The organism is Pseudomonas sp. UMAB-08, from assembly GCF_900095225.1.
Lineage (GTDB): Bacteria > Pseudomonadota > Gammaproteobacteria > Pseudomonadales > Pseudomonadaceae > Aquipseudomonas.
In genome coordinates this window covers 1-15,546 of sequence record NZ_LT607426.1, presented here as the reverse complement: position 1 = coordinate 15,546, position 15,546 = coordinate 1, and the positions used below count along the sequence as shown (strand labels likewise).

General features: G+C 59.4%; 9 protein-coding genes. 8 read left to right on the top strand and 1 reads right to left on the bottom strand.

The annotated features are described in order from the left end of the window. Positions 1–37: 37 nt before the first annotated feature. From pilQ to hemE, 7 genes are all read left to right on the top strand, one after another. Positions 38–2,125: a type IV pilus secretin PilQ gene (gene pilQ / locus K0F75_RS19260; protein ID WP_219063564.1), complete on the top strand. Its 2,088-nt coding sequence runs from the start codon at positions 38–40 to the stop codon at positions 2,123–2,125. 4 nt (positions 2,126–2,129) lie between these two features. Then, positions 2,130–2,648, top strand: coding sequence for a shikimate kinase AroK (gene aroK, locus K0F75_RS19255; protein ID WP_219063563.1), 519 nt, complete (start codon positions 2,130–2,132; stop codon positions 2,646–2,648). 129 nt (positions 2,649–2,777) lie between these two features. Then, positions 2,778–3,881 (top strand): 3-dehydroquinate synthase, encoded by a 1,104-nt coding sequence (gene aroB, locus K0F75_RS19250; protein ID WP_219063562.1) that lies wholly within the window; start codon positions 2,778–2,780, stop codon positions 3,879–3,881. Positions 3,882–3,890: 9 nt separating this feature from the next. Continuing rightward, positions 3,891–5,492, top strand: coding sequence for an AAA family ATPase (locus K0F75_RS19245; RefSeq protein ID WP_219063561.1), 1,602 nt, complete (start codon positions 3,891–3,893; stop codon positions 5,490–5,492). Between the two features lie 357 nt (positions 5,493–5,849). Further along, positions 5,850–10,295: a glutamate synthase large subunit gene (gltB, locus tag K0F75_RS19240; protein ID WP_219063560.1), complete on the top strand. Its 4,446-nt coding sequence runs from the start codon at positions 5,850–5,852 to the stop codon at positions 10,293–10,295. Between the two features lie 32 nt (positions 10,296–10,327). Further along, positions 10,328–11,746: an FAD-dependent oxidoreductase gene (locus tag K0F75_RS19235; protein WP_219063559.1), complete on the top strand. Its 1,419-nt coding sequence runs from the start codon at positions 10,328–10,330 to the stop codon at positions 11,744–11,746. A gap of 131 nt (positions 11,747–11,877) precedes the next feature. Then, a complete protein-coding gene (gene hemE / locus K0F75_RS19230) occupies positions 11,878–12,945 on the top strand; it encodes a uroporphyrinogen decarboxylase (RefSeq protein ID WP_219063558.1) in 1,068 nt (355 codons plus the stop codon). A 77-nt stretch (positions 12,946–13,022) separates the two neighbouring features. Here hemE and K0F75_RS19225 read toward each other — a convergent pair whose 3' ends face one another. Next, positions 13,023–14,261 (bottom strand): MFS transporter, encoded by a 1,239-nt coding sequence (locus tag K0F75_RS19225; RefSeq protein WP_374029009.1) that lies wholly within the window; start codon positions 14,259–14,261, stop codon positions 13,023–13,025. A 150-nt stretch (positions 14,262–14,411) separates the two neighbouring features. Here K0F75_RS19225 and K0F75_RS19220 point away from each other — a divergent pair, with 150 nt between their 5' ends. Beyond that, positions 14,412–15,308, top strand: a complete 897-nt coding sequence (locus tag K0F75_RS19220; protein ID WP_219063556.1) for a LysR family transcriptional regulator — start codon at positions 14,412–14,414, stop codon at positions 15,306–15,308. Positions 15,309–15,546: the final 238 nt, after the last annotated feature.

Here is a 15,546-nt window from a genome sequence, read left to right as displayed (position 1 = left end):
TTACAACACCCTCGGGTCAGCACAACGGAAATTGATAATGACTAGGATTTTCTCGGTTGTCGGCATTTCGCTATGGATAGCGATGGTTTCGCCGATGCTCCAGGCGGCTAACTTGAAAGCTCTGGATGTCGCCGCTTTGCCAGGAGATCGGGTCGAGTTGAAGCTGACCTTCGACGGCCCAATCCCCGCGCCGCGTGGCTATACCACTGAGCAGCCCGCGCGAATTGCTCTGGATTTGCCCGGTGTGACCAGCCAGCTGGCGACCAAAAGTCGCGATTTGGGCGTGGGCAATGCTCGCAGTGTGGTGGTCGTCGAGGCCAAAGACCGCACGCGGGTCATTATTAATATGACGGTGCTTGCGCCCTACAGCTCGCGGGTCGAGGGCAATAACCTGTTCGTGGTCGTGGGTCAGGGCGCAGCCTCTGCTCAGGGGACCAAGCCAGGCGCGGCACCCACGGTTGCACGGGTTTCAGTTCCGGCCGCAACACCTGTCAGGCCCTATGTCGCCGTGGGCAAAGCGATCAAGAACATCGATTTCCAGCGCGGTGAGCTGGGTGAAGGTAACGTCATTATCGAACTGAGTGATCCGGGCATTGCTCCGGACATTCAGGAACAGGGTGGCAAAATCCGGGTGAATTTCGCGAAAACCCAGCTGCCGGACCCCTTGCGCGTTCGGTTGGACGTCAAGGATTTCGCCACACCTGTGCAGTTCGTCAATGCCAGCGTAGCGGGTGACAAGGCTAGTATCAGTATCGAGCCGATCGGCGCGTTTGATTATTCGGCCTATCAGACTGATAACAAACTGACCATCAGCGTGCGGCCGTTGACGTCCGAAGACCTGGATCGCCGAAACGCAGACAAACCGATCTATACCGGGGAAAAGCTGTCGCTGAACTTTCAGGACATCGATGTTCGCTCGGTCCTGCAACTGATCGCCGATTTTACCAACCTCAATCTGGTGGCCAGTGACACCGTGCAGGGCGGGATTACCTTGCGCTTGCAGAACGTGCCGTGGGATCAGGCGCTGGATCTGGTACTGAAAACCAAAGGCCTGGATAAACGCAAGATCGGCAATGTCCTGTTGGTCGCGCCTGCGGATGAAATCGCTGCTCGCGAACGTCAGGAACTCGAGTCGATGAAGCAGATTGCCGAGTTGGCGCCGTTGCGCCGCGAGCTGCTGCAAGTGAATTACGCCAAGGCGGCCGACATCGCCAAGCTGTTCCAGTCGGTGACCAGCGCTGAGACGAAGGCCGATGAGCGCGGCTCGATCACCGTTGATGACCGGACGAACAACATCATTGCCTACCAGACTCAGGACCGTCTTGATGAGCTGCGCAGGATCGTTTCGCAGCTTGATATCCCTGTGCGTCAGGTGATGATTGAGGCGCGTATCGTCGAGGCCAACGTCGATTACGACAAGGCGCTGGGCGTACGCTGGGGCGGTTCGAGCAATCGCAGCGGTGGCAGCAATGCGACCGTCGGCGGCAAAGGCACGGTGACAGGCGCCAATGGTGTCGTCACTAACTCCAACTCACCTTTCGTCGATCTGGGCGCTGCCAATGCGACGTCCGGCATCGGTATCGCTTTCGTGACCGATAACGTGCTGCTGGACCTTGAGTTGAGCGCCATGGAGAAAACCGGTAACGGTGAGATCGTGTCCCAGCCCAAGGTCGTGACCTCCGACAAAGAGACTGCGAAGATCCTCAAAGGTACTGAAGTCCCGTATCAGGAAGCCAGTTCCAGTGGCGCGACGTCGGTGTCTTTCAAAGAGGCGTCGCTGTCCCTGGAGGTGACGCCGCAGATCACCCCTGATAACCGCATTATCATGGAGGTCAAGGTCACCAAGGATGAGCCGGATTACATCAATACCGTGCTGGGTGTACCGCCAATCAAGAAAAACGAAGTCAACGCCAAGGTGCTGGTGGCCGACGGTGAAACCATCGTCATTGGCGGTGTTTTCTCTAATACGCAGAGTAAAATCGTCGACAAGGTGCCATTTCTTGGCGATGTGCCGTATGTTGGCCGGCTTTTCCGGCGTGACGTTGTTTCAGAGAAGAAATCCGAGCTGCTGGTATTCCTGACTCCGCGTATCATGAACAACCAGGCGATTGCTGTGAGTCGTTGATTCTGTGCGAAATTTGATACTTGTTGGACCGATGGGGGCGGGCAAAAGCACCATCGGTCGCTTGCTGGCCAAAGAGCTGCGACTGCCGTTCAAAGATTCCGACAAGGAAATTGAACTGCGTACCGGCGCCAATATCCCGTGGATTTTCGATAAGGAAGGCGAGCCGGGCTTTCGCGACCGCGAGCAGGCGGTGATTGCTGAGCTGTGCGAATCCGACGGTGTCGTGTTGGCGACCGGTGGCGGGGCAGTGATGCGCAGTGAAAACCGTCAGGCGCTGCATGCCGGAGGGCGTGTGGTGTATTTGCACGCCTCGGTCGAGCAGCAGGTCGGGCGTACAGCCCGCGATCGCAATCGGCCATTGCTGCGTAACGCCGACCCGGCGCGGGTATTGCGCGACCTGCTGGCAATCCGTGATCCGCTCTACCGGGAAATCGCCGATCTTGTGGTGGAAACCGATGAGCGGCCGCCGCGGATGGTGGTGCTGGATATCCTCACGCGGTTGGCCGAGCTTGCTCCTCGTTAATGTGCGCGTTGAAATGCGCTATCCTCCGGCACACAAAGGCAGCGCCGCAGCGTGGCGTAAGGCCATGATTTTATAACCAGAATTCAGCGATGGCGCGACACGCGCACTTGTTAAACAACGTGGGGACACATGCAGACACTTAAGGTCGAGCTTGGCGAGCGAAGCTACCCGATTCACATTGGCGAAGGCTTGTTGGATCGGCTTGATCTGCTGGCGCCGCACATCGCCGGACGACAAGTGGCGATTGTTTCCAATGCGACTGTCGCGCCCCTCTACCTTGAGCGATTGACCCGCACGTTGAGCACTTACAACGTGCTGCCCGTGGTGCTTCCCGATGGCGAAGCCTTCAAAAACTGGGAAACCCTGCAAACCATTTTCGATGCCTTGCTCACCGCTCGGCATGACCGTCGCACCACCGTTATCGCCTTGGGTGGCGGGGTGGTTGGCGACATGGCCGGTTTTGCTGCGGCCTGCTATCAGCGCGGCGTGGATTTCATCCAAGTGCCCACCACCTTGTTGTCCCAGGTGGATTCGTCGGTGGGTGGCAAGACCGGAATCAACCATCCGCTGGGCAAGAACATGGTCGGCGCCTTCTATCAGCCCAATGTGGTGCTGATTGATACGGCGACGCTCAATACCCTGCCTGCGCGGGAGTTGTCGGCGGGGCTGGCTGAGGTCATCAAGTACGGCCTGATCTGCGATGAGCCTTTCCTGACCTGGCTGGAAGAAAACGTCGATCAGTTGCGGTCCCTTGATCAGGCGGCCCTGACGGTTGCAATCGAGCGCTCCTGTGCGGCCAAGGCTGCGGTGGTTGGTGCCGATGAGCGTGAGACGGGTGTGCGCGCGACGCTTAACCTGGGTCACACCTTTGGCCACGCTATCGAAACCCACATGGGTTATGGCGTCTGGCTGCACGGTGAAGCCGTGGCGGCGGGTACGGTGATGGCGCTTGAGATGTCTGCGCGCCTCGGCTGGATCACCGAGCAGGAACGTGATCGTGGTATTCGCCTGTTCCAGCGCGCCGGGCTGCCCGTCGTGCCGCCAGAAGAGATGACCGAGGATGACTTCCTCGAACACATGGCAATTGACAAGAAGGTGATCGATGGTCGCTTGCGCCTGGTCTTGCTGCGGCGGATCGGCGAAGCCGTTGTGACTGCCGATTATCCAAAAGAAGTATTACAGGCCACGCTGGGAGCGGACTACCGCGCCTTGGTGGATCAGCTTAGAGGTTAATGAAAATCCATGACTAGTTTGCACGCCGACGAGGCCTTCCTCGGCCATTACCAGTTGAGTCATGACCCCTTTGCGACGCGGGTACCTGGCTTCAAGTTCTTCCCGGCCCAGCGCAAACCCGTGCTCGGTCAGCTTCATCACCTGGCGCGCTATAGCCAGTTGCTGCTTGTAGTGACTGGTCCGCAAGGTAGCGGTAAAACGTTGCTGCGCCAGGCGCTGGTCGCCAGTACCAACAAGCAATCGGTGCAGAGTGTCGTGGTTTCTGCGCGTGGCGCCAGCGACGCTGCGGGTGTCATGCGTCAAGTCGCTCAGGCCCTGAACGTGGCTCAGCCGGAAATGCGCGCGATCCTGTCTCAGGTCGTGCAATTGGCGCTGACCGGACAGGAGGTCTATTTATTGGTGGACGACGCCGAACAACTCGGCGAATCCGCACTCGAAGCTTTGCTCGGGTTGGCAGCAGGTACGCCTGAAGGTCGCCCGCATGTGTTCCTGTTCGGCGAGTCGTCATTGATCGACCGTCTGGAGCAGCTCAGCGCCGAGGAAGAACGATTTCACGTCATTGAGCTGCAACCGTACACCGAAGAAGAAACCCGCGAGTACCTGGCTCAGCGCCTGGACGGTGCAGGTCAAGGCATCGAGCTGTTCACGGCTGATCAGATCACCGATATTCATGAACGCTCAGATGGTTGGCCGGGCGCGATCAACCAGGTCGCCCGCGATGCAATGATCGAAGCGATGATCGCCAGCCGCACTGCGGTCAAGCGTCCAAGTATGGGGTTCAAAATGCCGAAGAAACATGTGTTGGCTTTGGGTGCAGTAGTCGTGGTCGGGATACTGGCCGCATGGTTGATGCCAGGCCGGAGCAGTAACAACAGCGCCACCGCGCCCGCAACGCCGCCGGCGAATGCGCAAGCACAACTGCCGTTGGGTCAGGGGCAGCCGACTGCTCAGCAATCGAATAATCAGGGCGGTCCGGCCATTGAGTTTGCTGGTAACTCGCAGCCGATGCCTTTGCCGCTGGTAGGTAAATCGCAACCCGTCATGCGTGGGCCATTGGCCGAAGCAGCGGGCAATACAGAGGATGATGAGCCGGGTCCCGCTGGCGGCACCTCGCTTCAGCCGCCTACCGTCACCACCACGGCTCCGCCAGTGGGTGTGCCGGCAGGTCCGGCACCGACTCCAGCGCCAGCCCGTCCGGCTGCAGCTGTTGCCGCCGCCAAGCCTGTAGCGCCAGTCGTCAAGCCAGCGCCCGTTCAGGTTGCGACAGCCAAGCCAGCGCCAAAAGTAGCGGAAAAACCTGCCGCCGCCTCCGCGCCAGCGTCGGGTGGTAGCTGGTACGCCAGTCAGCCGTCAGGCCACTATGTCGTGCAAATTGTGGGTACCAGCTCGGAAGCCGCTGCCCAGGCAATCGTTAAAGAGAACGGTGGCGAGTACCGGTATTTCAAGAAAAATCTGCAAGGCAAACCGCTGTACGTGGTGACCTACGGTAACTTTTCTGACCGCGCTGCTGCCCTTGCAGCCATCAAGGTATTGCCAGCCAAGGTTCAGGCTGGTAAACCTTGGCCTCGTACTGTCGCCAGCGTCCAACAGGAACTGGCTGCAACGCACTGAAGTCGCAGCGGCCTTATCCAGGCCGCTTGCACTGCTCCCCCGGAATATCGCATGTGCGTGCTGCTTTCGAGCAGCGCGCCTTGTGGTGTCTGCGTCCCAGACGTCATAAATGTTCCTGGGCTCGCAGGCCGGGCTCGTAAAAATGTTTTGACTAGCACATTATCTGGCTTTAAACCTTTCATTAATGCGACATAGATTTACGGCTGTTGGTCGTTAAGTTTGTGAGCTTTTGTGTCGGTGTGTACAATGACCTCCCTTTTGCCCCCGCAAAGCTGGCATACGTTCGGCGCGGTTGGTAAGTGGTTGAATTGAAAAGAAATTTGCCTCGACAAGAGGCAGCCTGGTGAGAAAGTGTCTATGAAAGCAGGTCTGTACCATCCAGATGAATTCAAGGATAACTGTGGTTTCGGCCTGATTGCGCACATGCAAGGCGAACCCAGTCATAACCTGTTGCAAACGGCTATCGAAGCCCTGACCTGCATGACCCACCGTGGTGGGATCAACGCTGACGGCAAGACCGGCGACGGCTGTGGCCTGCTGATACAGAAGCCGGATGCATTCCTGCGCGCAATGGCCAACGAACACTTCGGTATCGACCTGCCCAAGCAGTACGCCGTCGGCATGGTGTTCTTCAACCAGGACACCGCCAAGGCAGAAGCTGCGCGCGAGAACATGAATCGCGAAATCCAGGCTGCGGGCCTGCAACTGATCGGTTGGCGCAAAGTGCCGATCGACACCAGCGTACTCGGCCGCCTGGCCCTGGAACGCCTGCCGCAAATCGAGCAGGTGTTCATCGGTGGCGAAGGCCTGAGCGATCAACAGTTCGCGATCAAACTGTTCAGCTCCCGTCGCCGTTCGTCGGTGTCCAACGCCGCGGACAGCGATCACTACATCTGCAGTTTTTCGCACAAGACCATCATCTACAAAGGCTTGATGATGCCGGCCGACCTGACGGCCTTCTATCCGGACCTCAGTGACGAACGCCTGAAAACCGCGATTTGTGTGTTCCACCAGCGTTTCTCCACCAACACCTTGCCGAAATGGCCGCTGGCTCAGCCGTTCCGTTTTCTTGCCCACAACGGCGAGATCAACACCATCACTGGCAACCGCAACTGGGCGCAGGCCCGTCGCACCAAGTTTGCCAACGAGTTGATCCCCGATCTGGAAGAGCTCGGCCCGTTGGTCAACAGCGTGGGCTCCGACTCCTCGAGCATGGACAACATGCTTGAGCTGATGGTCACCGGCGGTATCGACCTGTTCCGTGGCGTGCGCATGCTTATTCCGCCAGCGTGGCAGAACGCCGAGACCATGGACGCCGAACTGCGCGCGTTCTACGAATACAACTCCATGCACATGGAACCATGGGACGGCCCGGCTGGCGTGGTCATGACCGATGGTCGCCATGCGGTGTGCCTGCTCGACCGCAACGGTCTGCGCCCGGCGCGCTGGGTCACCACCAAAAATGGTTTCATCACCCTGGCGTCAGAGATTGGCGTTTGGAACTACAAGCCTGAAGACGTTATCGCCAAGGGTCGAGTCGGCCCGGGGCAGATCTTCGCGGTGGACACCGAGACCGGTCAGATCCTTGATACCGACGCCATCGACAACCGCTTGAAGTCGCGTCATCCGTACAAGCAGTGGCTGCGCAAGAACGCCTTGCGCATCCAGGCAACGCTGGTCGACGACCAGGGCGTGGCCAGCTACGACACCGACCAGCTCAAGCAATACATGAAAATGTTCCAGGTCACCTTCGAAGAGCGTGATCAGGTGCTGCGTCCGTTGGCTGAACAGGGCCAGGAAGCCGTTGGTTCGATGGGTGACGACACGCCAATGGCCGTGTTGTCCCAGCGTGTACGTACGCCTTACGATTATTTCCGTCAGCAGTTCGCGCAGGTGACCAACCCGCCGATCGACCCGCTGCGTGAAGCGATCGTCATGTCGCTCGAGATCTGTCTGGGTGCCGAACGCAACATCTTCCAGGAATCGGCTGAGCACGCTTCACGTGTGATCCTCAGCACGCCGGTCATTTCTCCGGCGAAATGGCGCTCGTTGATGACCCTGGATCGTCCAGGTTTCGAACGTCACTTCATCGACCTCAACTATGACGAGAGCGTCGGGCTCGAAACCGCGGTGCGTAACATCGCCGATCAGGCCGAAGAAGCCGTGCGTGCCGGCAAGACCCAACTGGTGCTGAGTGACCGCAACATCGCGCCAGGCAAGTTGCCGGCTCACGCCTCGCTGGCGGTGGGTGCCGTGCACCACCGTCTGACCGCGTGTGGCCTGCGTTGCGACAGCAACATCCTGGTTGAAACGGCCACCGCTCGTGACCCGCACCACTTTGCAGTGTTGATGGGCTTCGGTGCGTCGGCGATCTACCCGTACCTCGCTTATGAAGTGCTGGCCGACCTGATCCGCACCGGCGAAGTCCTTGCGGACCTGGACGAAGCGTTCAAGTTCTACCGCAAAGGCATCTCCAAAGGGCTGCTGAAAATCCTGTCGAAGATGGGCATTTCGACCGTCGCGTCTTACCGTGGTGCGCAGTTGTTCGAAGCCATCGGCCTGGCCGATGAAATCGTCAACCTGAGCTTCCGTGGCGTGCCAAGCCGGATCAAGGGTGCGCGTTTCGTCGACCTCGAAGCCGAACAGAAGCTGCTGGCCCTCGAAGCCTGGAGCCCGCGCAAGCCGATCCAGCAGGGCGGTCTGCTCAAGTTTGTGTATGGCGGTGAATACCACGCGTACAACCCTGATGTTGTCAGCACCTTGCAAGCCGCCGTGCAGCAAGGCGATTACAGCAAGTTCAAGGAATACACCGCGTTAGTCGACAACCGTCCGGTGTCGATGCTTCGCGACCTGCTCAAGGTCACGACCCTCGATCAGCCGTTGGCGATTGAAGAAATCGAACCGCTGGAGAAAATTCTCAAGCGCTTTGACTCCGCCGGTATTTCCCTCGGCGCGCTGTCGCCTGAGGCACACGAAGCCTTGGCCGAAGCGATGAACCGCTTGGGCGCACGCTCTAACTCCGGTGAAGGCGGCGAAGACCCTGTGCGTTATGGCACGGTGAAAAGCTCGAAGATCAAGCAAGTGGCGACTGGCCGTTTTGGCGTTACCGCGGAATACCTGGTCAACGCCGAAGTGCTGCAGATCAAAGTCGCTCAGGGCGCCAAGCCCGGCGAAGGCGGGCAGTTGCCCGGTGGCAAGGTCAACGGCTTGATCGCCAAGCTGCGTTATGCGGTGCCTGGCGTGACGTTGATTTCACCACCGCCGCACCACGACATTTACTCGATTGAAGACTTGTCGCAGCTGATTTTTGACCTGAAACAGGTCAACCCGGCTGCGCTGGTTTCGGTCAAGCTGGTGGCGGAAGCGGGCGTCGGCACCATTGCGGCCGGTGTAGCCAAGGCTTACGCCGACCTGATCACCATCTCCGGTTACGACGGTGGTACCGGTGCTTCGCCGCTGACCTCGATCAAATATGCGGGCGCTCCGTGGGAACTCGGCCTGGCTGAAACTCACCAGACCCTGCGCGGCAATGACCTGCGCGGCAAGGTCCGGGTGCAGACCGATGGGGGTCTGAAAACCGGTCTGGACGTGATCAAAGCAGCCATCCTCGGCGCTGAAAGCTTCGGCTTCGGCACCGCGCCAATGATCGCCCTGGGCTGCAAATACCTGCGCATCTGCCACCTGAACAACTGCGCCACCGGCGTGGCGACGCAGAACGAGAAGCTGCGCAAAGATCACTACATCGGCACCGTCGACATGGTGGTGAACTTCTTCACCTTCGTCGCCGAAGAGACCCGCGAGTGGCTGGCCAAGCTGGGTGTGCGCACCCTCGAAGAACTGATCGGGCGTACTGACCTGCTGGAAATCCTGCCAGGCGAAACCGCCAAGCAGCAGAACCTGGACCTGACGCCGCTATTGGGTAGCGACTATATCCCGGCGGACAAGCCCCAGTTCTGCCAGGTGGAACGCAACCCGCCGTTCGACAAAGGCTTGCTGGCCGAGAAAATGGTCGAGATGGCCAAGCCTGCAATCGTTGGCCTCAGCGGCGCTGATTTCTCCATGGATATCTGTAACTGCGACCGCTCCATCGGCGCGCGGATTTCTGGTGAAGTCGCCAAGCTGCACGGCAACCAGGGCATGGCCAAGGCTCCGATCACGTTCCGCTTCAAAGGCACGGCCGGGCAAAGCTTCGGCGTGTGGAACGTCGGTGGCTTGAACATGTACCTGGAAGGCGATGCCAACGACTACGTCGGCAAGGGCATGACCGGCGGCAAGCTGGTCATCGTTCCGCCAGTCGGCAGCGCGTACAAGACTCAGGACAGCGCCATCATCGGCAACACCTGTCTGTACGGCGCAACCGGCGGCAAACTGTTCGCGGCCGGTACCGCTGGCGAGCGGTTTGCAGTGCGTAACTCCGGTGCCCACACCGTCGTTGAAGGCACGGGCGACCACTGCTGTGAATACATGACAGGCGGTTTCGTCTGTGTACTGGGTAAAACGGGCTATAACTTCGGTTCCGGTATGACCGGTGGTTTCGCCTACGTGCTGGACCAGGACAACACCTTTGTTGACAAGGTCAACCACGAACTGGTGGAAATCCAACGGATCAGCGGCGAAACGATGGAGGCTTATCGCAGCCACCTGCAACGCGTGCTGGCCGAATACGTCGAGGAAACCAACAGCGAGTGGGGTCGTCACCTCACCGAAAACCTTGATGACTATCTGCGTCGGTTCTGGTTGGTCAAGCCTAAGGCTGCCAGCTTGAAATCGTTGCTTTCCAGCACCCGTGCCAACCCGCAGTGATATGCGCCTGAAGTGTTTGATGAGGTTTTAACATGGCTGAACGTCTGAATAATGACTTCCAGTTCATCGAGGTCGGGCGCAAAGATCCGAAGAAGAAACTGTTGCGTCAACGCAAGAAAGAGTTCGTAGAAATCTACGAACCGTTCAAACCCCAGCAGTCGGCCGATCAGGCCCACCGCTGCCTGGGTTGCGGCAACCCGTACTGTGAATGGAAGTGCCCGGTGCACAACTTCATTCCCAACTGGCTCAAGCTGGTGGCCGAAGGCAATATCCTGGCGGCTGCCGAGCTGTCACACCAGACCAACACCCTGCCGGAAGTCTGTGGCCGGGTGTGCCCTCAGGATCGTCTGTGTGAGGGTGCCTGCACCCTCAACGACGGTTTTGGTGCGGTCACCATCGGTTCGGTGGAGAAGTACATCACTGACACCGCGTTCGCCATGGGCTGGCGCCCGGACATGTCCAAGGTCAAAGCGACCGGCAAGCGTGTTGCGGTGATCGGTGCCGGGCCTGCGGGCCTGGGGTGTGCCGACGTGTTGGTGCGCGGTGGCGTGACCCCGGTGGTGTTCGACAAGAACCCGGAAATCGGCGGTTTGCTGACCTTCGGCATCCCGGAGTTCAAGCTGGAAAAAAGCGTGTTGAGCAATCGTCGCGAAGTCTTCACCGGCATGGGTATCGAGTTCCGCCTCAATACCGAAGTCGGCAAGGACGTCACCATCGATCAACTGCTTGAAGAATACGATGCTGTGTTCATGGGCATGGGCACCTACACCTATATGAAGGGTGGCTTTGCCGGTGAAGACCTGCCTGGCGTGCACGATGCGCTGGATTACCTGATCGCCAACGTCAACCGCAATCTGGGCTTCGAAAAGGCGCCGGAAGATTTCGTCGACATGAAGGGCAAGAAGATTGTGGTACTCGGCGGTGGTGACACCGCGATGGACTGCAACCGCACTGCGATTCGCCAAGGCGCCAAATCGGTGACCTGTGCTTATCGTCGCGACGAAGCGAACATGCCCGGCTCGCGTAAAGAAGTGAAGAACGCCAAGGAAGAAGGGGTGAAATTCCTCTACAACCGTCAGCCAATCGCTATCGTTGGCGAAGACAAGGTCGAAGGCGTGAAGGTGGTCGAGACTCGTCTCGGCGAGCCAGACGCCCGTGGCCGTCGCAGCCCCGAGCCAATCCCGGGCTCCGAAGAGATCATCCCGGCCGATGCCGTGGTCATCGCATTCGGTTTCCGTCCAAGCCCGTCGTTGTGGTTTGAGGAATTCAGCATCCAGACTGACAGCCAGGGCCGCGTGATTGCTCCGGAACAGGCGCAGTTCAAGCACCAGACCAGCAACCCGAAAATCTTCGCCGGTGGCGATATGGTTCGCGGATCTGACTTGGTGGTGACGGCGATCTTCGAAGGCCGAAATGCTGCCGAAGGGATCCTGGATTACCTGGGTCTGTGATCACCCTGACTGGGTGCAGCGGCCTCTGATTCCTGCGACAAATCGCCTCGATACATAAAAGGCACGGCTCATGCCGTGCCTTTTGCGTTGCGCTCTGAGAAAATACCCGCACTTTTTAACCGGATGCCGACATGACTGCCCTGAAGAACGACCGTTTCCTTCGTGCCCTGCTCAAGCAACCCGTCGACGTCACCCCGGTGTGGATGATGCGTCAGGCCGGTCGCTACCTGCCGGAATACCGCGCCAGTCGGGCCAAGGCCGGTGATTTCATGAGCTTGTGCATGAACCCGGAGTTCGCGTGCGAAGTCACCCTGCAACCGCTGGACCGCTATCCACAACTGGACGCAGCGATTCTGTTCTCCGACATTCTGACCATCCCCGACGCCATGGGCCTGGGCCTGTACTTCGAAACCGGGGAAGGTCCGCGCTTCAAAAAAACCGTGTCCACCCTGGCCGATATCGAAGCCCTGCCGATTCCTGATCCGCAGAAAGACCTGGGTTATGTGATGGACGCGGTCAGCACCATCCGCCGTGAACTCAACGGCCGTGTACCGTTGATCGGGTTCTCCGGCAGCCCGTGGACCCTGGCGACCTACATGGTCGAAGGCGGCTCGTCGAAAGACTTCCGCAAGTCCAAAGCCATGCTCTACGACAACCCGCAAGCCATGCACCTGTTGCTGGATAAACTGGCGCAGTCGGTGACCTCGTACCTCAACGGCCAGATTCTCGCGGGCGCGCAAGCGGTGCAGATCTTCGACAGTTGGGGTGGCAGCCTGTCAGACGCCGCGTATCAGGAGTTTTCCCTGGCCTACATGCGCAAGATCGTCAGCGGCCTGATCCGTGAACACGACGGGCGCAAAGTGCCGGTCATCCTGTTCACCAAAGGCGGCGGCCTGTGGCTTGAAAGTATCGCCGATGCGGGTGCTGATGCCTTGGGTCTGGACTGGACCTGCGACATCGGAGAAGCACGTCGACGCGTCGGCAACAAAGTCGCGTTGCAAGGCAACATGGACCCTACTGTGCTTTACGCTAACCCTACAGCCATCCGCGCCGAAGTCGCCCGCATCCTCGCCCGCTATGGCAGCGGCACCGGACACGTCTTCAACCTCGGTCACGGCATCACCCCTGAAGTCGACCCGGTCAATGCTGGCGTCTTCATGGAAGCTGTGCACGAGTTCTCGGCGCAATATCACCAGTAAGCTGGCAGCGGCCGCTTAGCGACCCATTGCGGGCAAGCGCGCCTACAAGCCTGTAGGAACGCCTGCCTTCGATGCTTTCAGTTGCGAGTCACCAGCGGCTCCAACCTGGCCAGGCGCAACGCCACCGCCAAGGCGATCAGCAGCAATACGCCGATGAACAGGCCAATGCCATTCCAGCCAGCGTAGTGCCAGAACATCCCACCTGCGGTACCGGCCACGCTGGAGCCCGCGTAGTAACTAAACAAATAGAGCGATGACGCCTGGCCTTTGGCCTTGAGCGCGCGGCGGCCGATCCAGCTGCTGGCGACCGAGTGGGCGCCGAAGAAGCCGAAGGTGAACATCAGCACGCCGACGATCACCACTGGCAGCGGGGTGAACATGGTCAGGGCGACGCCCGCCAGCATCAGCACAATCACCGACCACAAGACTTTGCGCCGCCCGAGCTTGTCGGCCAGTGCGCCGATTTTCGCCGAGCTGTAGATACCGGACAGGTACACCACGGAGAACAGTCCGACCAGCGACTGGCTCAGGTGGTAAGGCTCAGCCAGCAAGCGATAACCGATGTAGTTGAACAACGTGACGAAGGCGCCCATCAGCAGGAAGGCTTCGAGAAACAGCCACGGCAGGCCAGCATCGCGAAACTGCAGGGTGAAGCCGTCGAGCAGGCTGCGTGGGTGCAGCGAGCGTGGGCGGAAGTTGCGCGACTCGGGGAGAATCCTCCAGAACACCGCCGCGGCGATCAACGCCAGGCCGCCGATGATCAGCATCGCCGTATGCCAACTGACAAAGTCGACCAGAACCCCGGTGATAAGACGACCGCTCATGCCGCCAATGGCGTTACCGCCGATGTACAGCCCCATGGCCAGGCCAATGTGCTGCGGATGGATCTCTTCGCTGAGGTAGGTCATGGCGACCGCTGCCAGGCCGCTGAGCGACAGGCCGACCAGTGCGCGGGTCAACAGGATGCCTTCCCAGGTCGGCATCAGTGCGCTGATCATGGTGAACAGCGCCGCGCAAAACAGCGCCGTCACCATCACAGGTTTACGCCCAAGCCGATCCGAAATGGGCCCGGTGATCAGCAAGCCAATCGCGAGCATGCCGGTGGCCACCGAAAGAATCAGGCTGCTTTGCGCTGCGTTGATTGAAAACTCATGGGACAGGACCGGCATCATCGGCTGCACGCAGTACAGCAGGGCAAAGGTTGCAAAGCCGCCAGAGAACAACGCCAGCACCGTGCGCATGAACATCGGCGTGCCTTTTTCGATGTAGATCTCGTTCAACGCCTTCGCGACATCGCCGGTGGGCGAAGGCTCGATGTCGTTAGCGCGCGGGGCAGCAGCAGTTTTCACAATGGACCTCGGTGGGGCGGCGGGTCGGGCAATGTAAAAAGAATATAGCTCGCTAACGATTCTTTCCAATATATTGTTCGACCTGTTTGATATCTAAAACGACCTAATGGTGAGTCCATGGAACTGCGACATCTTCGGTATTTCATCGCGGTGGCCGAAGAGCTGCATTTCGGCCGGGCCGCGCAAGTACTGGGCATCTCCCAGCCGCCGTTGAGCCAGCAAATTCAGGCGCTTGAACAGGAGATCGGCGCGCGGCTGTTCGAGCGCACCAATCGTCGAGTCGAGCTGAGTGAAGCCGGTCGGCTGTTTCTGGCCGAGGCCCGTCTGGTGCTGGCCCAGGTCGATAAAGCTGCCGACGTGGCGCGGCGTGCGCAGTTGGGGCAGTTAGGCGAGCTGAAAATCGGCTTCACCTCCTCGGCGCCCTTCAACTCAAGCATTCCGCAGGCGATTTTTGCGTTCCGTCAGGCTTTCCCGGCGGTTCACCTGGCGCTACAGGAAATGAGCAGCAAGGAAGTGGCCGAGGCACTGGTGGATGAGTCGGTGCAGGTTGGCATCATGCGTCCCTTGCCCTTGCCGGAATCGTTGGTCGCCGTGGAGTTGTTCCGCGAACCGCTGGTGGCGATTATCCGTGCCGATCATCCATTGGCCGTGGGCAGTGAAGAAGGCCTGCAGCTTTCGGCGCTGGCGGCTGAACCCTTTGTGTTCTTCCCGCGCTCTTACGGCAGCGGTTTGTACGCACAACTGATCAACCTGGCGCGCGAGGCTGGCTTCAGTCCGCTGATCACCCAGGAAGCGGGCGAGCCGATGACGATTATCGGGTTGGTCGCAGCGGGGCTTGGCGTGACGGTGTTGCCAGCGTCTTACCAGCGCATGCGCATCGACGGCGTGGTCTACCGAACGTTGCTCGATGCGGAGGCCAATACGGCGGTTTGGCTAGTGCAGCGCCGGGATCAGCATTCACCGATGGCCAAGGCGTTTGTTGAGTTGTTGACCAAGCAGGCGGTAGCGCTATAAGAGGCCCCACCTCGTCTTCGCCGCCGTGCTGTCGCGCAGAAAACTGGATCTCGATTCTGCCCGGAGGGCGTAGGAGCTGACTTGTCTGCGAAAAGGGCCGGAGGACCTTCATGCGGTGGTGACGTCAGCCATTTTGCGACTGCTTCGGTCGGACGCGACCCCGGGCCGATTCGCAGACAAGTCAGCTCCTTGTATCTCGACTATCGCTTTTCAACGAGCGATAGTTCTCGACTGATCA